This is a genomic window from Acinetobacter sp. AS167 (assembly GCF_037152175.1).
Lineage (GTDB): Bacteria > Pseudomonadota > Gammaproteobacteria > Pseudomonadales > Moraxellaceae > Acinetobacter.
The window spans coordinates 225,952-248,446 of the sequence record NZ_JBBCMP010000001.1 but is presented as its reverse complement, the minus strand read 5'-3'; the positions used below and the strand labels follow the sequence as shown (position 1 = coordinate 248,446).

At 37.1% G+C, this 22,495-nt stretch carries 17 protein-coding genes and 1 pseudogene; 10 read left to right on the top strand and 8 right to left on the bottom strand.

Annotated features, from left to right (window positions below):
* Positions 1 to 139 precede the first annotated feature (139 nt).
* Together WFN33_RS01210 and WFN33_RS01205 are read left to right on the top strand one after the other, a co-directional pair.
* On the top strand, positions 140 to 691 hold the full coding sequence (locus WFN33_RS01210) for a PadR family transcriptional regulator (protein ID WP_004719902.1): 552 nt from the start codon (positions 140 to 142) through the stop codon (positions 689 to 691).
* An 8-nt stretch (positions 692 to 699) separates the two neighbouring features.
* Entirely contained in the window at positions 700 to 1,611 is a 912-nt protein-coding gene (locus WFN33_RS01205) for an alpha/beta fold hydrolase (RefSeq protein ID WP_336950942.1), read from the top strand.
* Positions 1,612 to 2,068: 457 nt separating this feature from the next.
* Here WFN33_RS01205 and WFN33_RS01200 read toward each other — a convergent pair whose 3' ends face one another.
* From WFN33_RS01200 to WFN33_RS01190, 3 genes are all read right to left on the bottom strand, one after another.
* The gene (locus WFN33_RS01200) at positions 2,069 to 3,334 is read right to left on the bottom strand and encodes a DcaP family trimeric outer membrane transporter (protein ID WP_336950941.1); all 1,266 of its coding nucleotides are present in this window, start codon (positions 3,332 to 3,334) and stop codon (positions 2,069 to 2,071) included.
* A gap of 108 nt (positions 3,335 to 3,442) precedes the next feature.
* The gene (locus WFN33_RS01195; RefSeq protein ID WP_336950940.1) at positions 3,443 to 4,816 is read right to left on the bottom strand and encodes an MFS transporter; all 1,374 of its coding nucleotides are present in this window, start codon (positions 4,814 to 4,816) and stop codon (positions 3,443 to 3,445) included.
* Between the two features lie 461 nt (positions 4,817 to 5,277).
* Positions 5,278 to 6,204: a LysR family transcriptional regulator gene (locus tag WFN33_RS01190; protein WP_336950939.1), complete on the bottom strand. Its 927-nt coding sequence runs from the start codon at positions 6,202 to 6,204 to the stop codon at positions 5,278 to 5,280.
* A gap of 281 nt (positions 6,205 to 6,485) precedes the next feature.
* Between WFN33_RS01190 and catA the strand changes: the two genes are divergently transcribed.
* The 6 genes from catA to benE all read left to right on the top strand — a co-directional run bounded on the left by catA (position 6,486) and on the right by benE (position 12,616).
* A complete protein-coding gene (gene catA / locus WFN33_RS01185) occupies positions 6,486 to 7,406 on the top strand; it encodes a catechol 1,2-dioxygenase (RefSeq protein ID WP_336950938.1) in 921 nt (306 codons plus the stop codon).
* Between the two features lie 82 nt (positions 7,407 to 7,488).
* Complete coding sequence (gene benA / locus WFN33_RS01180) at positions 7,489 to 8,889, top strand: benzoate 1,2-dioxygenase large subunit (protein ID WP_336950937.1); 1,401 nt, start codon at positions 7,489 to 7,491, stop codon at positions 8,887 to 8,889.
* Positions 8,886 to 9,395 carry a benzoate 1,2-dioxygenase small subunit gene (gene benB / locus WFN33_RS01175; RefSeq protein WP_336950936.1) on the top strand — a complete coding sequence of 170 codons (510 nt, stop codon included), beginning with the start codon at positions 8,886 to 8,888 and terminating at the stop codon, positions 9,393 to 9,395. Before benA ends, benB begins: the two co-directional genes overlap by 4 nt.
* A gap of 106 nt (positions 9,396 to 9,501) precedes the next feature.
* The gene (gene benC, locus WFN33_RS01170) at positions 9,502 to 10,518 is read left to right on the top strand and encodes a benzoate 1,2-dioxygenase electron transfer component BenC (RefSeq protein ID WP_336950935.1); all 1,017 of its coding nucleotides are present in this window, start codon (positions 9,502 to 9,504) and stop codon (positions 10,516 to 10,518) included.
* A 27-nt stretch (positions 10,519 to 10,545) separates the two neighbouring features.
* On the top strand, positions 10,546 to 11,331 hold the full coding sequence (benD, locus tag WFN33_RS01165) for a benzoate diol dehydrogenase BenD (RefSeq protein WP_336950934.1): 786 nt from the start codon (positions 10,546 to 10,548) through the stop codon (positions 11,329 to 11,331).
* A gap of 58 nt (positions 11,332 to 11,389) precedes the next feature.
* Entirely contained in the window at positions 11,390 to 12,616 is a 1,227-nt protein-coding gene (gene benE, locus WFN33_RS01160; RefSeq protein ID WP_336950933.1) for a benzoate/H(+) symporter BenE, read from the top strand.
* A gap of 135 nt (positions 12,617 to 12,751) precedes the next feature.
* On the opposite strand, the gene WFN33_RS01155 is transcribed toward benE, so the two are convergent.
* The 5 genes and pseudogenes from WFN33_RS01155 to WFN33_RS01135 all read right to left on the bottom strand — a co-directional run bounded on the left by WFN33_RS01155 (position 12,752) and on the right by WFN33_RS01135 (position 20,043).
* Positions 12,752 to 13,789 (bottom strand): hypothetical protein, encoded by a 1,038-nt coding sequence (locus WFN33_RS01155; protein ID WP_336950932.1) that lies wholly within the window; start codon positions 13,787 to 13,789, stop codon positions 12,752 to 12,754.
* Between the two features lie 39 nt (positions 13,790 to 13,828).
* Positions 13,829 to 14,761: pseudogene (locus WFN33_RS01150) on the bottom strand (IS5 family transposase).
* Between the two features lie 663 nt (positions 14,762 to 15,424).
* A complete protein-coding gene (locus WFN33_RS01145) occupies positions 15,425 to 15,874 on the bottom strand; it encodes a hypothetical protein (RefSeq protein WP_336950931.1) in 450 nt (149 codons plus the stop codon).
* 15 nt (positions 15,875 to 15,889) lie between these two features.
* Positions 15,890 to 17,197 (bottom strand): LysM peptidoglycan-binding domain-containing protein, encoded by a 1,308-nt coding sequence (locus WFN33_RS01140; RefSeq protein ID WP_336950930.1) that lies wholly within the window; start codon positions 17,195 to 17,197, stop codon positions 15,890 to 15,892.
* Between the two features lie 2 nt (positions 17,198 to 17,199).
* Entirely contained in the window at positions 17,200 to 20,043 is a 2,844-nt protein-coding gene (locus WFN33_RS01135; protein WP_336950928.1) for a type VI secretion system Vgr family protein, read from the bottom strand.
* Between the two features lie 588 nt (positions 20,044 to 20,631).
* Here WFN33_RS01135 and WFN33_RS01130 point away from each other — a divergent pair.
* Positions 20,632 to 21,930: an MFS transporter gene (locus WFN33_RS01130; protein WP_336950927.1), complete on the top strand. Its 1,299-nt coding sequence runs from the start codon at positions 20,632 to 20,634 to the stop codon at positions 21,928 to 21,930.
* 108 nt (positions 21,931 to 22,038) lie between these two features.
* On the top strand, positions 22,039 to 22,374 hold the full coding sequence (locus tag WFN33_RS01125; RefSeq protein WP_336950926.1) for a hypothetical protein: 336 nt from the start codon (positions 22,039 to 22,041) through the stop codon (positions 22,372 to 22,374).
* The last annotated feature ends 121 nt before the right edge of the window (positions 22,375 to 22,495 follow it).

Genomic DNA, 22,495 nt, shown 5'->3' with positions numbered 1-22,495 from the left:
TATCAATCTGTTAAATGACACTTCATATCTGTTTAATGCAACAAGTTGCATAGTGTGAGTATTTATAATCGAGATTTGATTTTTATGCAACATGTTGCATAATGACTTTATATTCATTTTGTTGATGTGATATTACACAATGTCATTAGCCCATGTTTTATTGACCAGTCTGATAGAGAAGCCAAGTACAGGTTTTGAATTGGCGCGACGCTTTGACCGATCTATGGGATTCTTCTGGAATGCAACGCATCAACAAATCTACCGTGAACTTAACGGCATGCAAAAGAAAGGCTGGATTTCCACACTTGAAGATCAGTCTGATCATGGCCGTAAAAAAACCTATCAAGTTGAGCAACTTGGACGCGTCGAACTGGCAGACTGGATGGTCAAACAAGGCCAACCTGCCCAGCTTCGCGAAGAAATTATGGTTCGCTTACGGGCAGAAGCACAATTTGGTGGAAATACTGTTTTACCTGAACTTGAGCGTCATTTAGAATTACATCGTGAAAATTTAAAACTATACCGCCAGATTTTTTCCAAAGATTTTGAACAAATCGAGCAACTGGATCGAACTTTATATATTCACAAAATGATTTTACAATTGGGTATAGACTTAGAAATGGGCTGGATCAATTGGCTCGACCAAGTCATTCCACAGCTTAAAGCGTTTGAGAATAAAGAGAATTCATAGGAAACTGCATGCCACACTATACAATGCCAGATGGCGAAAAATTATTTGTTCGTGAAATTGGTCAGGGTGAACCTGTACTGGTTTTGTCTGGTTTAGGCATGCATAGTTGGCAATGGCTTCCCTTTTTACTGCCTAATATCAAACATTATAAATTTTATATCCCAGATTGGCGCGGATTTGGTGGCTCTAGAACCTGTAAGATCCCTCAAGAAATCGATGCGATTAGCAACCATTGGCGTGACCTTGACAGCTTAATTGATCAACTGAATTTAAATAATTTTATTCTTATGGGTTATTCCATGGGAGCAACCACTGCCATGCATGGGATGCAATATGGCAATTTGGCTGAAAAACTCAAAGCTTATCTACACATTGACCAAACCCCTAAAATTCCAACGGATGAAACATGGGAATTTGGTTTATTTGGGAAAAAGTATTTTAAAATTAAAAGATTGCTAAAAGACTTCTCTGATTTTTTACATCAATATTCAAACTATCGTTTTGTCGATGAATTACCAATTGAACCACGAACTGAATTGATTCAAATTTGGTTAAATTTTATTAAAATTCAAGGCAGTAATAAATTAAGCCCCTTTATGTTTAATTTGGCGCTTAATCATCCTCAATTACAAAAACATTTATTGCCTATCCGTCGAATGGATTATTTAACATGGTATATCGATAATTATCTAAACCATGATGAAGATTATCGTCAGGCAATTTCACAATTGGAATGTCCAACTACATTCTTTATTGGGGAAAAGTCATCCCTCTATCCTGCTGAAGGTCAAATGCAAATTTCCGACAGTTTAGCCAATGCAAAAAATATTATTTTTAAACGTTCAGGGCATACGCCGCTTATTACAGAACCTGTGAAATTTAGTCATGCAATCCGTTTATTTTTAAAAGAATCCGCTTAATTTAAACGAATAACGAAAAATATAAAAACCTCATTTAAATCAAATTAAAAGAGGTTTTTCATCAAATTACTCATGTTATTTTTAAAAAATGCTTTTAAAGTCGTTATTTAATACCAATCCATAAATTGATCATCATATAAATTAAACAGCTTTATATATTATTGAATCATACATGGTCATTCTATCGTGAGGCGACATGGATGTCGCTGTTGGGTGGGGGTACAGGACGTACCTCTCACCCAACATAGAATTTTTGTCCCTTTTCATCCCTTAAAAGGGAGGCATCGCCTACGCAAATATATTTAAACTTTAAATGCAAGGTATGGCCGTACAAACTTTATCACCATATGAATTAACATTTATAGAATGATATAAGTTTGATATTTTTTAAAGACTTAACCTCATTTTAATATCCTCTAAAAGCCTATTTTCGTAAGAAGACTAATAGAAATGTTTATCAAAAATTATACATCGCAACCGCATTAAAACGATTGTCCTCACCTGTATCCTGTCCATTAGGCGCTGCAACAAAGGCTTTACGCTCACCATAAACATACTCCAGACCAAAACTTAATGGCTTTTTCGGGCTATAAAATACATTGGCCCAAGCTTGCCAAAGTGTTTTATTGGCTTTGGTTGGATCACTTAAATATCGAATATACTCCTGATTTTCATCCGCTTTCATATAGCCATATCCCAATGTTCCTCGCCATTGTGAGTTAAACTGTTGCGTCACTCCAACAGTGATTGAGTCAAATTGATTCAGCGCCATGATGTTTTTATTGGCATCTATGGTAAAGCCTTGGTTCGTCCATGACACTAAACTGGAGTCACCTTTAACATGATAATAATCTGCTTTAAGTGTGGTTTTTGCAGAAATATCGTATTTTGCTCCAAGTCCAACACCCCAAGCGAGTTCATTATCAGCAACTGTTCTCTTTTCACTAACCATGCCTCGCAAACTCAATGCACCCGCTCGATCAGCAAATGATTGATTTAATCGAGTTGATAAAACCGGGATCCGCATATTCGAAAAGGCATCTTTGGAATCTTCCAAAGCCGTTACCAGCTGTGTTTCTGCATTAAATTTATGGGTATAACGAATTTGTGCATCACGTTTAACAGCGCCCCCCACATAACCCAAAGCATCAATTGTTTCTGGCATATAATCAGGCACTGCAAAGTTAGACCATGTTTGACCAATCAACCACTGACCATAATTAAAATAGGCATGGCGAATTCTAAGTCCATCATTCGCACCTAAGAAATCAACTTCTATTTTTCCAGAAATATCTTTGTCAGCAGTTTTAAAATCTAAACCTAAACGAGTCGCGGCAAGTGTCGATTTTAATTGATCACTACTTTCATTATGGCCTTTAAGCGGTACGGTATTGATCTGATTATACAGTCGATCGGCACTTCCACCTTCCGACTGATACAATAGATCCGCACGGATATTCCCATATAGTGTTACTTCTGCGCCTGCTTTTGTTCGTGCAAAGCTTTGATCTTTTGCCTGCGATACAACCTGTGCCGTTTTAACATTGTTTTCCAATGCCACAATTTGCTTATTTTGCACCTGTTGCTGTTGTTCAATCATTTCACGTAATTGTTTAACTTCATTACGTAACTGCTCAACTTCTGTTAATGAATCTGCATGTGCCATATTTAGGCTAAGTAATCCCATTGACACCAAAATAATGTTGTAGTTAAATTTTTTCATTGTAGAAAGCATCCTATTCTCTACGATTGATTATTTTGAACCAGCCTTAATCCTCATGATTCAGGCTGAAATACCAAGTCAGTTTGTGCGTGAGTTTGGTTTACGAGCTTAGTTAATTGTATTTCCAACAATATTTTGTTGAGTTGTTGGTGCTTCGGCCGTTTGAGTTTTTTCCACTGAAGCATTTAAATTCACAAAGAATATTGCCAGTGCTGCAATAAATCCAGGAACAGCGATAACAAGAAAATTCATTTGGTGAGGTAACTCTAAGGTCAGCAATGCACCTGTTAAGACTGGTCCAACAATGGCACCAATTCGTCCAATGCCTGATGCCCACCCCATACCTGTAGAACGTACTGTTGCAGGATAAAATTGTGCAACAAAGGTATAGAGTAAAATTTGTGAACCAATGGTTGCTGCACCAGCAATTGCAATCAAGGTATAGAGAATGAATTGTGGGCTTTTAAAACCAAGGAAAATGAGCGCAATCGCACCAACTGTAAACATGATGGTCAATACGGGTTTAATATGAAATTTATCCGCCAAAGCACCACCACCAATTGCACCAACCATGCCACCAATATTTAATGCAAATAAGAAGATCATACTTGCACCTAGTGAATAGCCTGCTTGGATCATTAATTTAGGCAACCAACTTCCGAGTGCATAAACCATCAATAAACACATAAAGAAAGCAATCCAGAACATTACTGTGCTTGATCGACGACCTTGCTGAAACAATGCACGTAACGGTGCTTCATCACCAGCAGTGACTTCATTTAATTCAAATTGAGTCGAGGTATGAATCTGTTGCTGCGGTGCAATTTTCTGTACCACTTCTCGCACTTGATCGGTCTTGCCTTGATGAGTTAGAAACATCAATGATTCAGGTAAAAACTTCCAAATAAGGGGTAAAGCTAAGAATGGGATAATCGCGATATAAAACATGATTTTCCAACCATAATCGACCACCAGCCAAGCACCAAGCAAGGCAGATGTCATACCACCAATGGCATAGCCACTAAACATCACAGCGACCAGTGTGCTACGTATACGTTTAGGTGCATACTCAGTCATTAAAGCCACCACGTTCGGCATCACACCACCAATACCAAGTCCTGCTAAAAATCTGAGAATCCCAAATTCAACGGGGGTTGATGCAAATGCACCGAGAAAAGTAAATCCACTAAAAATAGCCACACAAATCATGATGGTTTTTTTACGGCCCAACTTATCAGACAGTGTTCCAAAACTCATTGCACCAAACATCATGCCAAAAAGTGCTGTGCTGGCCAGCAAGCCTGCTTGTACAGCAGTTAATCCCCACTCTTGCATCAATAAAGGTAAAGCTACGCCATAAATAACCAGATCATAACCATCAAAAATAATAATTAATAAACACCACAATAGAACGCCCCAATGAAAAGGGCTGAATTTTGCTTCATCCACGATGCGATTAATATTTAGTTTACTCGTTTGCACTTTTGCCTCCTGCGGTGAAACGCTACGAAATTTTTTCAAACAATGAGGCAGCTGTTATTTTTTGTCCAAAACCGATTGCATATATATCCATACCTTAAAAGTCGGTTTAATATTTTTTATTGAATAAACAAGGGATTAAAAAGAATTAATAAAGAAATCGGGCTTTATATTTTCAATGATTTATTTTTTATTTTAATGATTATCTCGATATTTTTAGAGTATTAGAACAAATCAATCGACTTTTTCTGATTTTTCAATATGTTACTTTTCACGTAAAATAACATCTATAAATGACTTTTCATTCAATGATTGGACTGAATGGATTTTTCATAAATCGAAAAAATGATCATATGGTGTGAATAAAATTGGTATTGAAAGTCCCTTCTCCCTTGGGGGAGAAGGCTAGGATGAGGGGGATTTTATGTTGATTTATGATTTAAAAAAGAACTTAGGAAAGAAGCCTAATATATCGTCGTAAAGCTCGCACGATCATATTGAAAACCCTCTAAATCATAAACCTGATAAATACAATCAAATAAAGACCGAATATTTTCGCTTTCATCCATACAGCGTATTGCCATAAAAATTGGACTTTTTGCAGAGCTATCTAACAATGGGATATAGATTAAATTCGGCAATTGAATGGTTTTTGCACTCTCAGGCACAATACAAACGCCTTCACCCGCAGCGACCAATCCCAAAGCCAGTTGAATTTCTCGAACTTCTTTTAAATTTTTAGGATCTAGCCCATGTTCAGAAAATAAATGACGAACTTGAGTGGAAAAATTGGGCTTAGGATGACTTGGGTAAAGAAATAAGTTCTCATCTGCAATATCGGCAAAATAAGTGCCTTTAGAATCTGTAGCGAGATGGTGACTGATATGAACAGCCAACATTAACGGCTCCTCTCGTAATAAAACTCGCCTAATGGCAGGATCAGAAATTCTTAAACGTCCAAATCCAACATCAATACGTCCCTCTTTAAGCGCCTGAATTTGGTCTTTGGTACTCATTTCAATCAGCTCAATTTTTAAATGTGGTTGCTGTTGGCGAAACATATAAACGATTTTGGGTAATAATCCATACAGTAAAGAACCCACAAAACCCATAGTCACCGTTTTTTCAATTAAGCCAATTCGCTTAGTCATGGACTTTACTTCTTCGGCATTAGACAAAAGTTTAACAGCGTGTTGATAAAAAAAATGCCCAGCTTCTGTGGTTTTTAAAGGACGGCTTCCTCGTTCAAAAAGCGCTATACCCAATTCACCTTCAAGGTTTTGAATCTGTCTACTCAGTGGGGGCTGAGCAATATAAAGCTTCTCTGCTGCTTTAGTAAAACTTTGTTCTTCTACAACAGCAACAAAATAGCGCAAATGCCTGAGTTCCATCTCAAACTCCATACCTTTAAGATATAAAAAAATGCAAATTTGATCTTAGACAGCGATCATCCATTCTTTTAAGGTATATCAAAAGCAAGATGTAAAGCAAGACTGTAAAACTTTTGATATTCACAGCCAGCCAAAGAATCACATTCTGTTAGCCCAATGAATCACTTTCAACAGTTTAAGCTTTAAGTTTCGCGCATGAAGAACATGGAAAGTGGACAGCAAAGTTTCAAGCGAATTTTTCGTATGCAATGCCAAACCACGCATACTGCAGGAGATCTGGTATGAACCGTCAAGAAATCGACACTTTGGTCAAACAAATGAATGTAGACACTGCAATAGGTGCAGTTGATACACGCGTACAACAAGTGGTGGTACGTTTATTAGCTGACTTATTCCAGGCCATTGAAGATTTAGACATTTCACAAAGCGAATTATGGAAAGGCCTAGAATATTTTACCGATGCAGGTCAAGCCAATGAACTTTGTCTTTTAGCAGCGGGTTTAGGTTTGGAACATTATCTAGATTTACGTGCTGATGAAGCAGATGCTAAAGCTGGAATTACAAGTGGTACACCCCGTACTATTGAAGGTCCATTATATGTCGCTGGTGCGCCTGAATCTGTCGGCTTTTCTCGTATGGATGATGGATCAGAAAGCGATAAAATCGAGACCCTATTTATTGAAGGTACGGTAACTGATACAGATGGCAATATTATTCCAAATGCTAAAGTTGAAATTTGGCATGCCAACAGTTTAGGTAATTATTCTTTCTTCGATAAATCACAGTCAGATTTTAATCTCCGCCGTAGCATATTGACTGATAGCAATGGTCAGTATGTTGCACAAACAACTATGCCCGTTGGCTATGGTTGTCCACCGCAAGGGACGACTCAGTTTGTACTGAACAAATTAGGTCGCCATGGTAACCGTCCATCTCATGTGCATTATTTCGTATCTGCACCCGGCTATCGTAAATTAACCACACAATTCAACATCGAAGGTGATCAATACCTTTGGGATGATTTTGCTTTTGCAACACGTGATGGCTTAGTGGCGACAGCTATTGATATCAGTGATGAAGCTGAAATTGCCCATCGTGGTCTCAACAAACCCTTTAAACGCATTTTATTCAATGTAGTACTAGTAAAAGAACAATCTAAAGCACCATCTACAGAAGTAGATCGTCGTCGCGCAAGCGCTTAAACCCACACGCACGGAACCGAAATGTTTGCACTATTGCAGCACTTCGGGGACTTCCTCTCATTTGGAAAGTCGGAGAACCCATATGCCACGTATTCCTGTTATAAACACCAGCCATCTTGATCGGATTGACGAACTCTTAGTCGATAATTTTGAAACGGGTGAATTTAAACTTCATCGTTCTGTTTTCACAGACCAAGCCCTTTTTGACCTAGAAATGAAATACATCTTTGAAGGCAACTGGGTTTACTTGGCACATGAAAGCCAAATTCCAAATAACAACGATTATTACACCACGAATATGGGTCGTCAGCCCATTATGATTGCGCGTAATCGCAATGGTGAATTAAATGCCATGATCAATGCGTGTTCACACCGTGGCGCACAGCTTTGCCGCCATAAGCGTGGTAATAAAGCGACTTATACATGCCCATTCCATGGATGGACATTTAATAACTCTGGGAAATTACTCAAGGTTAAAGATCCAAGTGATGCTGGGTATTCGGACTGCTTCAATAAAGAAGGTTCACACGACCTGAAAAAAGTAGCACGTTTTGAAAGCTATAAAGGTTTTTTATTTGGCAGTTTAAATCCAGATGTGCCAAGTTTAGAAGAATTTTTAGGTGAAACAACCAAAATCATTGACATGATTGTAGATCAATCTGAGCAAGGCTTAGAGGTTTTACGTGGTGCTTCAACCTATACCTATGAAGGCAACTGGAAACTGACTGCTGAAAATGGTGCAGATGGTTATCATGTTTCAGCTGTACATTGGAACTACGCTGCGACCACTCAGCAACGTAAAGAAAAACAGCAAGAAAATGACAATGTACGTGCAATGAGTGCAGGTGCTTGGGGCAAACAAGGGGGTGGCTCATACGGTTTCGAACATGGACATATGCTGTTATGGACTCAATGGGCAAATCCTGAAGATCGTCCTAATTATCCAAAAGCAGATGAGTATACTGAAAAATTCGGTGCGCCAATGTCGAAATGGATGATCGAACGTTCACGTAACTTATGCCTTTACCCAAATGTCTATTTCATGGATCAATTTGGTTCACAAATTCGTGTATTACGTCCAATTTCAGTCAATAAAACTGAAGTGACGATTTACTGTATTGCACCCGTCGGTGAAAGCCCTGAAGCACGTGCACGCCGTATTCGCCAATACGAAGATTTCTTTAATGCTTCGGGCATGGCAACTCCTGATGATCTTGAAGAATTCCGTGCTTGTCAAGCGGGTTATGCTGGTATTGAGCTTGAATGGAATGACATGTGTCGTGGGTCAAAACACTGGATTCAAGGCCCAGATGATGCGGCCAATGAAATTGGTTTAAAACCTAAACTGAGTGGTATTAAAACAGAAGATGAAGGCTTATATCTCGCCCAACATCAATACTGGTTAGAAATGATGAAACATGCCATTCAATCTGAAAAAAATCTTGCTCAACAAGAAACATCTCAGCAAGGAGCAACAGCATGAATGCAACTGCAAACATCGATCAAATTTCTTTAGAAAATATTGCGCAATTTCTCTACCGCGAAGCTCGTTTTTTAGATGATGAACAATGGGATCAATGGCTGGCCTGCTACTCACCCTCGGCATGTTTTTGGATGCCTGCGTGGGATGATGATGATCGTTTAACCGAAGATCCTCAGTCTGAAATTTCCTTGATTTATTACCCAGACCGTCAAGGTTTGGAAGACCGTGTTTTCCGGATTAAAACTGAGCGTTCTTCAGCAACCATGCCTGATACACGCACTTGCCACAATATTAGCAATATTGAAATTATCGAAAGAGATGGTGACAAAGTCACAGTCCGCTTTAACTGGAATACGCTGAGCTTTCGTTACAAAAACAGTTATAGCTACTTTGGTATGTCTCGTTATGTCATCGACTTTTCTGCTACACAACCACAGATTCTCAATAAATATGTGGTGTTAAAAAATGACTACATCAATCAAGTCATCGATATTTACCACCTCTAATTTTTTATCTCGAATGGTGTAAAAAATATGAGGTGTTTGCTTTAGTCAAATGGAAAGTTGGCTAAAGCACTCAAAAGTTTTAAAGATTTTTATAGGATTTTCAGCCATGTCAAACCACAATGTTGCTCTTCAATTTGAAGATGGCGTAACGCGTTTTATCTCAGTTACACAAGGTGAAACTTTATCTGATGCAGCATATCGCCAGAAAATCAATATTCCTTTAGATTGCCGTGATGGTGCTTGCGGTACATGTCGTGCTTTTTGTGAATCGGGTTCGTTTGACATGCCTGAAGAAAGTTATATTGAAGATGCTTTAACACCAGAAGAGGCTGAACAAGGCTATATCTTGGCCTGCCAATGCAGACCTTCTTCTGACGCAGTATTCCAGATTCAAGCTTCATCTGAAGTATGCAAAACCGAAATTCATGCATTTCAAGGCACATTATCTCGTGTGGAAAAACTCTCTGATTCCACCATCACTTTCGATATTCAATTAGATGAAGGTCAGCCTGATATTCATTTTCTTGCAGGTCAGTATGTCAATGTGGCAATTCCACAAACTACTGAAACGCGTTCTTATTCCTTCAGTTCTAAACCCGGAAATCGCTTAACAGGCTTTGTGGTACGTAATGTTCCAAATGGAAAGATGAGTGACTTTTTAAGTGCCAATGCCAAAGCGGGTGACAAAATGACCTTTACTGGTCCATTTGGAAGTTTTTACCTTCGTAATGTAGTTCGTCCTGTCATTATGTTGGCAGGCGGGACAGGTATTGCACCGTTTATGTCGATGTTACAAGTGCTTGAAGACAAAGGCTCACAACACCCTGTACGCTTAGTATTTGGAGTAACCAATGACTTTGACCTTGTGGCACTTGAAAAGCTCAATGAACTGCAAAATAAACTGCCATGGTTTGAATACCGTACAGTCGTTGCACATGCTGAATCAACACATGAACGCAAAGGTTATGTGACAGGTCATATTGACAATGACTGGTTAAATGGCGGTGACGTCGATGTTTATTTATGTGGTCCTGTACCTATGGTTGAAGCTGTTCGAGGCTGGTTGGATACTGAAGGGATTAAACCTGCAAACTTCTTATTTGAGAAATTCTCTGCAAACTAAAATCGTACTGTTCAGGAGCTGAGAAGAATGTCAGATCGCCTAAGATTCAAAAATAAAGTTGTCATTATTACTGGTGCAGCACAAGGTATTGGACGTGGTGTCGCCTTACAAGTGGCAGCGGAAGGTGCGCATGTGGTTATGGCCGATCGTTCAGAATATGTCGAAGACGTGCTTGTTGAAATTAGCAAAAATGGCGGTGATGCAATCACCGTCCATGCAGATTTGGAAACTTTAGCGGGTGCTCAAGCTGTCGTTGCTAAAGCTATTGAAAGCTATAACCGTGTTGACATTCTGATTAACAATGTCGGTGGTGCAATTTGGATGAAACCGTTTCAAGAGTTTTCTGAAGAGGAAATTATCAAAGAAGTGCATCGCTCGCTATTTCCAACTCTATGGTGTTGTCGAGCAGTCATGCCCGAAATGATCAAAAATCAAAAAGGTACCATTGTTAATGTATCCTCTATTGCAACATGCGGTATTCATCGAGTGCCCTATTCAGCCTCAAAAGGTGGTGTAAATGGTCTAACCACAGCACTTGCATTTGAACATGCCAAAGATGGTATCCGGGTTAATGCTGTTGCGACTGGTGGTACAGAAGCACCTCCACGTAAAGTTCTACGCAATACTACGGCATTGACCGAAAATGAAAAACAATGGATGCAAGATGTGGTAGATCAAACCATTGATCGTACTTTTATGGGCCGTTATGGTTCGATTCAGGAACAGGTCAATGCAATATTATTTCTTGCGTCTGATGAATCCTCTTATATGACAGGTTCAATCGTTCCTGTAGGTGGTGGCGATCAGGGTTAAAGCTGGTCTTTTTTATATAGCAGGATCATTGAAATTCAATGCATGGAGGCTTTGCCCAATGGCATCCCTGTTCAAAACGTTAAAACAAGATTGGTCTTTATCAGCGACAGTTGCAGGATTTTTAGCTGTACTGATTTCTTATGCAGGGCCAATGATCATTTTTTTTCAGGCCGCTCAACAAGCCAATGTTTCCTCAACCATGATGGCATCATGGATCTGGGGGAGCTCTATTGGTGCGGCAATCACTGGAATAATTTTATCCATTAAGTTTAAAACGCCGATTATTACTGCATGGTCAGCACCGGGAACGGCGCTCTTGGTGGCTCTATTTCCGCATATTTCTCTCCATGAAGTTGTTGCAGCCTATATTACTTCTGCAATCATTATTTTTATCATTGGGATTACTGGTTCTTTTGACAAACTTTTAAAATGGATACCACAAGGGCTGGCAGCAGGAATGATGGCTGGAATTTTGTTCCAGTTTGGTTTAGGTCTGTTTAAAGCTACCGACACAATGCCCTATGTGGTTTTTGGTATGCTGATCTGTTTTTTACTGGCAAAACGCTTTTCACCTCGCTATGCCATAATTTGGGTATTATTTTCAGGTATTGCGCTCAGTTTTATCTTTGGAAAAATCAATCCAGTACCAATGGATTTTTCATTGGCAGTTCCTGTTCTGATCAGTCCAGAATGGACATGGTCTTCTACACTAAATCTTGCAATTCCACTTACAATTGTCAGTTTAACGGGTCAGTTCTTGCCAGGTATGGCAATTCTCAAAATTAATCATTACGACACACCTGCTAAACCGATTTTAAGCATAGCCAGTATCACTTCAATTGCTGTGGCTTTTACTGGTGGAATCACGATTGTGTTAGCAGCGATTACTGCTGCACTTTGCACGGGTAAAGATTCACATGAACTGAAAGAAAAACGCTACATCGCAGGTATTGCCAATGGTATTTTCTATATTTTAGGAGGATTGTTTGCAGGGAGTTTGGTGATGCTATTTAGCATACTTCCCAAAGAGCTGATTGCAGCGCTTGCTGGATTGGCCTTACTCGGAGCAATTACCACCAATCTTGGTATTGCAATGAAAGATGAAACACAACGAGATGCTGCCATTATTACTTTTCTCGCCACTGTTTCGGGTATGCATTTTTTAGGATTTAGTTCGGTTTTCTGGGGAATTTGTATTGGCATGATCGCACACTTGATTTTAACTCAACAACAATCAAAGGCTACCATTCCAACTCCAGTACAAGACTCAACGCAAAGTCAATAAACCAACATATTCACTTAATAATCAACATAAAATCCCATGCAGTTCGATGGGATTTTATGTAATAACGCGTTCTGGAATATAACCAAGTTTCGCTTTATGAAAGCGCCATTTCTTGCAGTTTAATCTTTAAATATTTCACTGTAGTTCATTAGTGATTTCTAAATACCAAATCGTTTCACCCCAATCACTATTTTCAATTTTTGGAAAAATTTCTCCTTGTTCAAAATAACGAGATTGAGATTTGTTTGCTGGACTCCACCAATATCCTGATCTTGGGCAACTTTGTTCTGCAAAGCCTTTTAAACTGTCAGTTTGGATCATTTCTGCAGAACCACCATCATCTGCAATTCTTTCAATTAATATCCAATTCGCTTCAGCATACAATGTTTCATATGTGTCTGGATCGTGCCCAACAGCAAGAACGCTTGCTACACCATTATCTTCTTCTTCGCTTGCTGCCATAAATTCGATCCGATCCCCTATTTCTTCACACAAATAGATGCCTGTTTTTTCTAACTTTTCATTAGACTTAACCATTATTTCTGGATTTATACGATAAATTGGATAACTGTTTGGCAAATCAAGGATAATATTATTAAATATATCGATTTTTTTAAAATCATAAATAAGCGTATCCATATCCCAATAGGTTGGATATGTTTGTCCTATAACTGAAGCATAACTTGTTGCTATTGAATGATAATCCCAACATTTTTTAACTTTATCATAGGGTAAATCATCCATCCAATGAGGGGAAAACTCGCTTATACCTTTCTGATCAGAACTAATTTCACCAACATAATTAAGATAAGTAAAATCTCCTGATTTTATTTTTGCATAAGCATAATCTATGCGATCCATTGTTTCTCTTAAATTAGGTAAAACAGTGCCCCCCCAATTAATATCAGCCTGTTCTGGCAAAGGTAAATCTCTTAGATTATAAGGAGGATTATGCATATATATTTCAAATAATTCTTCTAAACCATCTAAAAATTGACGATGATTGTTACGTACAATTTCAAAAAAATGCAAAACGCTAAATTGTTCAAGTAAATAGGCTTCTTTCGGACTAAATGTATAAAAACTGCTTGGATTGGGTTTTTTGTCTCTCAACTGCAAATATACTTTCGCACAATCATTTTTAATCTCTGGTTTTTTAGGACTTTGTTGCACAAAGTCTTGAAAGTTAGAGTTTTCCTAAGTGACATAAATTTAAGTCACAACTCTAGTATATGGACGACCTAATTTAATAAATTTATTGAGCACTGCTACGCGTGCGTGAATCTCATTCACTTGGCTTTGGAAGTTCCCAGCAGTCAGTTTATCTCCTAATAGTTTGATACAGTGCATCTTAGTTTCCACTAAACTTCTTCGATGATAGCCTATCCAATTTTTCCATATCGTCCTGCCCAAATGCTTAATCGTTCTTAATCGTTCATTTCTTTCTAGTGAATGAGTTTTTATATCTTTCCACAGCTTCGCATTCTTTCTTGGTGGAATAACGACATGAGCTTTTCTAGATGCAATCAATTGACGGCAAATCTTAGTGTCATAAGCACCATCGGCATAGACTGAGTCTATTTGTTCTTCTTGTGGAATTTGATGAAGTAAATCACCGAGTACCTGTGGAATCACTGAGATTGTTCGTTGTGAGCTGAACTGCACGTCTTTGCAGGATTTTGGCATCTAACTCTATGTGTAATTTACGCCATTGGCGACGATAATCGGGTTGGTATTTCTTCCTTTTCCATTCACCTTCACCTAAAAACTTTAAACCAGTAGAATCCACAAGTAGATGTAATCCATTACTGCTTTTTTGATAGCCAATCGCAAATCACTATGCTTTTGTCTTCTGCAAAGAGTTGAGTAATCTGGTGCAGCCCAATCTAAACCACAACTTTGAATGAGGTTTTAAATAAATCCCAAGGCCATTCGTAAAGTTAAACGAAATAGAAATTTGATCATCAAACAGCATTGAATTACTGTATCGGAGTAGGTTTGATTTCATCCTTGTTTGCTTTTTAATGGCGCATACCATTGGGTAGTAGGATCAAACCAGTTCGAGAGATTCCCTCGATTCACCAAAGCTTGGTTGTAAGAAGACCAATTCGTTGTACGATAGGTTTTAGGTGCAGACTTATTCATTCGGAAATTATATTACTGAATCAGACCTTACCAACACCTTTGTGCAACAAAGCCATTACACATTGATTCTTATTAACATTGTAAATACTTACTTTATTATCTAATATAGGACCTCAATTATCAACGTCATAATCTGCAACAAACCTTTGTAATAATTTATATCTATTAACAATCTCGTATCCAGTATATTTAATATCAGTTTTGGTTTTCACAGTACGGTACTAAAGATAAAAAGCTATTAAAAACAAAAACCTCATTAAATACGCCTTACTAAAATATAATATTTTTAAACTACCTATTTTAAAAATTAGCTTCTAAAAAACCTCATCGATTGATTTTTTCAATAAATTAATTTTCAAAATTCCATTAACAAATATAAAACCCAAATTTTATAAAATTCGAGACAATCTGATATAACTTTTTGTTAACTTGTGATTATATTTAAAAACTATAACCAATTAATTTTAATAAATTTATCAAAATAAATTTTATCATCATTAATTAAATAAGTTTTGGTTAAAATAAATAACATATCATTAACAAATACCAGAATTGAATAAGATAACAATACTATAGAGACAATTATTTTACTCAAGTCCTCACCTCAACCGCTATAAAAATCCATAATAAGTCAGTATAAATTAAAAATTTAAATTCTTAAAATCAACATACTGCTGCAGTTTTTTTATTAAAATTTTCCCTATATTTAATAAAATCTTCTTTTAAACTTATTTGTACCTCTTTTCCACTTAAATAATCTCCGTATTTTATTTGATCTGATTTAATCTTAGCATCATCATCTAAAAAAATAGAAGCAAATTCTTGTTGTGAACTTCTCAACATTTTCCCTTTTTTAAAATAAACTATACTTTCATATCCTCCAAAATTAGACTCATTATCTAACCTTGACACAATTACACATTGCGCAGCATCAATTTTATAAATATGTGCATACATAGTTAATACCATGTCGTTATCATAATTTGCTGGAATACTTAATGATTGTAACACTTTATACTTTTTACTGATTTCTTCACCTGTAAGTAAATTTTCCTTTGCTTTGATATTTGTAGTTATAAAAAATACTAAGGCTACGAAAATTCTTAAAATCATATCAAAGTCATCCTTTTAAAAAGTTAATTTTTTATAATTGCTTACACCTAATTGCAAAAGCTGTGGCTTTAAAATACGCCAAGTTTTACCATTAGGATGTAATTCGAAATGAGGATAGTCTGGTTTAAGTTTTCCATTCTTTTTAAATATGCCACCCCATACTAAGCCCAAACTTTCTCCTATTGGACCGAGTTTTTTACTATCTTCTACAGATTGAGAGTCACTAGTAAGATATGTAATTTTACCATCTCTTACAGATACTATATCTATAGCTAAGCCATATTGGTGATAGCTTTGCAATGGTCCTGCATTAGTCACCCCACCAGATAATTTACCTTGAGCAGCAGGACTTCTATAACCATCAGTAATAACCCACGTAATACCAAGTTGTTCGTAAGCCATATTAATTAATTTAATAACAATAGGTTGATAAACAGAGTGTAGTTCAGCTATTCGAGCTAGAGTTCTCTTATAATGCTTTTCTCCACCACATGCTTCAGGCCGCAGACCATTTGCATTAACTGACTCAGGCGATTCCACTGTCGCAACAGGTGTTGACTCTTTGTTTTTTGATGCGTCTTGTTTCACTTTTGGGGTTACAGGCTTTTTCTCATCATTTTTCTTCACTGTAGTTAATTTTACTTGACGCTCATAAACTCTTAACTTTTGATTAGGGCTCAAGCGATCACTACTTAGAGCACTTAATTTTTTTATTTCATCAACTGTATTTCTTGTTAGTTTGGCGATCAAAGGTAACGTATCTGTTTGCTGAACAACGATAATCTTCGTTTTTTCTTGCTGATTTGGCTTTGGTTCTTGTGGTTTTGGTTTATTTTCTGACGAAGACGTTAAATTTGTTTGTTTAATTGGAAGCTTTAATACTTGCCCCGGATGAATATCAGTATCATTTTTTAGACTATTAATCCTGAGTAATTCAGCTGTCGTTGTATTATTATCCACTGCAATTCGAGATAAATAGTCTCCTTCGTCAACAATATAGGTTGATCTTATATATGTCCCAGTAGCGACATCTTTAGCAGAAAGATTTAAACCTTTTAGCAGTACTTTTGGGCTACGTATAATAAAAGTAGTTTTTTCTCCAATTAAGTGTATTTTTACTTTTGACTCATATTTTCCTGAAGTTATATTTCTTACTCGAATATCTATGATTGTACCTATTGGACGTTTGATCCATACTGATTCACCGTTCGTAGAAGTTACAAAATCTGATATAAGTAATGTGCCAACCCAAAGTTGATGAACTAAACCATTAATAGGTTGATCTAGCGCATCTAAAAACCGAATATTTGCTAAACAATCCATAATTATATCTCTTGATCATGTGCCTCACAGTTACAGTGATATTCAAAATCATTATTTTCATTGCCATCATCAATAGATACAGTCCATGCTTCATTTGCTCCTATGAGAATTTCATAATCTTGATTTTCAACTGTATCTACACGTTGAGTCCGACCATGTGCATCTAAATTTCCTGAAATGTAGGTACTATTCTTAGTATTGATTAACTTATATTTAACTTCTGAAAATTTATTTTCATAAAATAAGTTATAAAAATCCCATTTATTCGTAAAAGATTTAATTTCATTCATGATTGGGAGTAATGGAATTTCAGTTTTAACTTTCTGTCCTCCCTGAAACTTCTGTTGCCCAGACTTTACTTCAAATAAACGATCTGTTTCGCATAGAATTCCTGTACTGTTCAAGGTAATCCTTGAGGATTTCCCCGTAATCTGAACTTCTTTCGGGCTATTGATTTCAATTTTGTCTTCTGTCGAAGATATCGTGATCCCGAGTTTGGCAAATAGTTCCAAAGCATTCGCCTGCGCATGAATATTAAATTTACCCTGTGCTGCGATAAAGTTGATGCCATCCATCACTGAAAATAAACTTATTTTATTTTTTGCATGCACAATCAAGTTTTTTTGCGAGCTAAAGTTAATACTATCACCAGCAATTTGATTAATTTGAGCATCCGCAGATAAATGGATATTTTCAGGAGTGCTTAAAGCAATCCCATCTTGTGAACTGAGTAAAAGCACGGCTTGATTAAATTTGGCAATTTCTTGTTGGATCTGTTTAGCAAATACTTTTAGTTGCTCAACTGACTCTATTTCATCGGTCTTTTGGTTCTTGGCAATATCACTGAGTGCTTTAATTCTGATTTGACTGCCTTCAAGTTGTTTCTTGGCAGGCTCTGCATCAAGATGATTACCTTTGGCCTGCACTTGTTGATAGGTTGATAGCAATAAACCTCGCCCTGCACGCACCGCACCCCATTGGTCAGTTCTTAACTCAAAACCTTCTCCTCGCCCTTCACTGGTCTCGGTTTCTTTTGGGTGGCTGAGATTACCCAAGTTGAGTTGGCTTGTCGCATGACTACTCTGTAATTGACTGCTTATTTGGTTGGTCGTATCATCAAAGCGAAGTTGATTGTAGCCACTGCCCTGATATTCCTTAGTTTTAATCCCTGCTAATTTTTTTGTGTCAGGCAACTTGCCTTTGTCATCAAACTTAGTCGGATAACGACACCCTTCATGAATTCGTCCCACCACAAAGGGTCTGTCAATGTCACCATTACTGAAAGAGATCATGACGATCTCTCCAACCCTCGGTAAAAATAGTGCCCCATAGCCTTCTCCTGCCCAAGGCGTCAGTACATCGACCCAAGCCGAATCTGTATCATTGTCATTTGAACCTGCACCACCATCATGGGTGTGGTCTTCATTTCGAGTGAACAAGAAGCGTACTTTGATACGTCCCCATTCATCGACATGAATTTCCTCCCCATCCATCCCGACAACTTTTGCTCGTTGTGGATGTGTTATAGGTCGTTGTTGCAGTAGGTTATATTCAGGAACGACGTCGATGTTTCGACGTTGCAATACAAGCTGATTGGCTTGACGTTCATCTTTGTTATTGGTGATGATATTGTTCAATTGCCAATGACTTTGTTTAAGTAATGCTGTCACTTGATCATTCAGGTCTTTAGGCAAGTTGTTCTGATTATAGAATGTCTTTGAGGTGATCAAAAACTCTTTGTCTGCACCTGAATGCTGATCTATTTCAGGATGTTCATTAAATTCAAACCAATACCCCACATATGCATCTCTTACTGTAGAAATAGCAATAAATTTTTTGGCTTGTAGATCGAAATATTTACTCAAGTTTTCATTGAGCTTTTCAATTTGGACATGACCAGATTTGGTTACACCATCTTCACCTTTTAAGTCCTGTATCCATGCAGGACTGACATGAAATGCCTGTTCTAAAGCTAAACTTGCCACATTCTGATTGGCTGAATGCTTATGCTTGCTAAGAACTGAACCTGCACCTTCTTCTTGTTCTAAAGCATCCGCTTGCCATCTTTGTACATGTACAGCCGTAGGCTGAATAGAACGTAAACCAGTAAATGCCGTTATGCTATCTTGTCTTTCTACAGCACTGCTACGGTGAAAACGGATACTACGGCGATCTAGTGCTTTGTATTGTGCATTATGATCGATTAGACGTAGTATCTGTGGTTGAATCTGCTCTGAAGAACTAGAAACTTTATGCTGCGCTTCATCGACTAAGATGCTTATCCCTTCAGAAGCCAACAACCGTTGAATGAAGTCAAAATCGAGCTCATTGCTCTGCATGATGAATGGTCGGACATCATAGTCTTTGGTTAAACCAGTTTTATCCAAAGTCAGGCTTGAGGCAAACAATGGACTTCGCTCTCGCCATTCTTGAAATAGAACCTCCACAACTTGAACAACAGATTTATTCACAAACACTCTGGAGTTTCTGCGATATTTCCAAAGCGCTGTGGGGTCTTCTACTGTAAGGCGATAAATTGTAAGAGAACCGTCACTGGCACCTACATCGGCTTTGGTTACGATCCCTGAAATTCGATTCAGCTCAGATTTGTCATTAACAATATCCACGGCCACTTGACTACCAACAAAGCTTTTTAGAGCAATGCTTGCTGATGTAGATAGACAAGTTAATTGTAGGTTAATGCCTAAGTTAAGTGCATGTGTCCCATCAATACGTTGCAGGAACACTTGATCATTTAAAGATGAATTTGAAAATAGAACATGGATCGTACGATTCTGTGCTGTTAGCCCCAATTTTTCTAAAGCAAAATAAATATTATTCAACATAATCTATTGTGTAGTTTTTTTAAGTTGTATATTACTTTATAATAAAAAATAATATTTTGTCTACCATAGGAGACTTTTCATGTGAATCTCAATTTATTGATTTTTTTATAATATTTTATAATTTAGAGTACATATTATGAAATACAACTTTTGCATAAATGCAATAATATAATTTAAAATTATTTTTATATAAATTTAATAAAACAAAAGTTCGATCCATTATTTCCTTTCAAAAAAAGCTGATCTTATTGTGTGATATTTTTATATACTTCCCATCCAAAACTATTTAATTTAAATAGTCACTAGATTTATCTATTAATCTTTTCTGATAATTATTTATTTTTTTCATTTTCACAATATGCAATTAATCAATAAATTCTCATATTATGCAAATTAAAACAAGAACATTCTTGCATTAATTTATAGATATAGCTGTATAAAGCTGTGTATTTTTTGTACCAATACCGTATTTGTATAATCGTTTAATTTTAAAATCGAAATGCAAAATCTAAATGGTTTGAAATGCAAAAAAATTAATTTTTCACATTTTAAAGCATAAAAATCGCAGCGGCATAATAAGGATATTTTATGACTGAAACACATATATATCAGCCACATGAAAAACGTAATCGTGTCATGGCTATCGTTGGGGCTGCTTCTGGTAACTTGGTGGAATGGTTTGATTTCTATATTTATGCAGCATTCGCAACCTATTTCACCCACGCATTAACCGCTCCAGATATGGATGACTCTACAAAAGCAATTTATGTGTGGGGTGTCTTTGCTGCTAGTTTTTTCATGCGGCCCATAGGCAGTTGGCTCTTTGGCTGGATTGGCGATACCTATGGACGTAAAAAATCCATGATCATTTCTATTACCTTAATGGCAATCAGTTCATTTTTATTTGCAGCACTCCCTACTTATGATCAAGTCGGTATGGCAGCACCATTTCTATTATTGGCTGTACGACTTCTACAAGGACTTTCAGTAGGTGGTGAGTATGGTACTGTTGCAACCTATATGAGTGAAGTTGCATTAAAAGGTCAACGTGGTTTTTATTCCTCTTTTCAGTATGTGACGTTGTCTGGCGGACAACTTTTAGCAAGCCTTTTGGGTGTAATCATGTTGGCACTCATGTCCAAAGAACAGTTAATGGATGGAGGCTGGCGTATTCCATTTATTATTGGTGGTGTTGTTGCCATTCTTTCATTCTTTGCACGACGACATTTAAAAGAAACTTTATCTGAAAATGATAGTGCGAAAGAGGGTTCAGGCAGTTTAAAAGAATTACTCAGCAAGAACTGGAATACCTTTCTGCTGGTGGTTGGTTATACCTCAGCGGGTTCTTTATGTTTTTACATCATCACCGTATATTCAAAAACCTATATCACCAGCCTTGGATTTGCAGACAAAACCGTCGGCTATATGATGACCATTGCCCTATTTGTATTTATGTGTGCGCAACCTTTGTTCGGAATGCTGGCAGATCGAATTGGTCGTCGTGCTTCAATGATGCTCTTCAGTACCAGCTGTGCTATTTTTATCTACCCTGTAATGGTCATTGCGATGCCATATTTTAGTGGTTCAGCGTTTATTGTGACTTTGTTACTGATCTTCTTAATGATGTTGCTCAGTTTCTATACCTCTATCAGTGGTTTAGTTAAAGCAGAAATGTTTCCACCACATATTCGAGCCCTTGGGGTTGGTTTTGCTTATGCAGTCGGTAATGCAATCTTTGGTGGTTCTGCCCCTGCAGTTGCATTAAAGTTAAAAGACCTCGGTCATGAAAATAGCTTTTTTGTTTATGTGATTGTCATGCTGATTATTTGTCTGTTCTGTAGCATGCAATTACCTAAACAGCCGAAATATTTACACCATGATCATTAGCCTCTGCATTTTAAGGTCTGTTTTACAGACCTTTTCTTTTAATCCACGCCTTTTATTGTAAAATATCCGCGTATATACAATAAAGTCGTATTAAACCTTGAGGAAAAGATGAAAAAGATATTGCTTATTCTTATCTGTATTTCGTATAGTCATTTTGCCAATGCTCAAACTCAAAACTATATATTGGTCAATGGTGGTGGAATTGATGATAATGGTTTACTGTTGAAAAACATCCAAGGTAAAACTATTTATGCATATTGCAATCAAAAGTGCGGGCAATGGTTTGACCATGATGAAGAAACAAGCGGACAAATTTTAAAAAAGGAATATATTGAAAAAAAAATCCAAGCAGATATTCAATTTGAAAAGAATGCAGATCGAGTCATGGGTCCAAGTGCTGATGAGTCCTTTTATTTTATTAATCAAATTAAATTTATTGAATAATTTAAAAATAAATCATGAAATTAGAAGCCTTTCATTCTTTTTTAATGTCATGATCTTAAGGTCAAAAGCATTATGTTCTATATTATGGACTTAATAATCAATTTTAAAATATTTTAGCTTC

Bases quoted from the DNA above. Each gene is read 5' to 3' on its own strand.
- WFN33_RS01210 (WP_004719902.1), top strand. From the start codon at position 140: ATGTCATTAGCCCATGTTTTATTGACCAGTCTGATAGAGAAGCCAAGT.
- WFN33_RS01205 (WP_336950942.1), top strand. From the start codon at position 700: ATGCCACACTATACAATGCCAGATGGCGAAAAATTATTTGTTCGTGAA.
- WFN33_RS01200 (WP_336950941.1), bottom strand. From the start codon at position 3,334: ATGAAAAAATTTAACTACAACATTATTTTGGTGTCAATGGGATTACTT.
- WFN33_RS01190 (WP_336950939.1), bottom strand. From the start codon at position 6,204: ATGGAACTCAGGCATTTGCGCTATTTTGTTGCTGTTGTAGAAGAACAA.
- catA (WP_336950938.1), top strand. From the start codon at position 6,486: ATGAACCGTCAAGAAATCGACACTTTGGTCAAACAAATGAATGTAGAC.
- benA (WP_336950937.1), top strand. From the start codon at position 7,489: ATGCCACGTATTCCTGTTATAAACACCAGCCATCTTGATCGGATTGAC.
- benB (WP_336950936.1), top strand. From the start codon at position 8,886: ATGAATGCAACTGCAAACATCGATCAAATTTCTTTAGAAAATATTGCG.
- benC (WP_336950935.1), top strand. From the start codon at position 9,502: ATGTCAAACCACAATGTTGCTCTTCAATTTGAAGATGGCGTAACGCGT.
- benD (WP_336950934.1), top strand. From the start codon at position 10,546: ATGTCAGATCGCCTAAGATTCAAAAATAAAGTTGTCATTATTACTGGT.
- benE (WP_336950933.1), top strand. From the start codon at position 11,390: ATGGCATCCCTGTTCAAAACGTTAAAACAAGATTGGTCTTTATCAGCG.
- WFN33_RS01145 (WP_336950931.1), bottom strand. From the start codon at position 15,874: ATGATTTTAAGAATTTTCGTAGCCTTAGTATTTTTTATAACTACAAAT.
- WFN33_RS01140 (WP_336950930.1), bottom strand. From the start codon at position 17,197: ATGGATTGTTTAGCAAATATTCGGTTTTTAGATGCGCTAGATCAACCT.
- WFN33_RS01135 (WP_336950928.1), bottom strand. From the start codon at position 20,043: ATGTTGAATAATATTTATTTTGCTTTAGAAAAATTGGGGCTAACAGCA.
- WFN33_RS01130 (WP_336950927.1), top strand. From the start codon at position 20,632: ATGACTGAAACACATATATATCAGCCACATGAAAAACGTAATCGTGTC.
- WFN33_RS01125 (WP_336950926.1), top strand. From the start codon at position 22,039: ATGAAAAAGATATTGCTTATTCTTATCTGTATTTCGTATAGTCATTTT.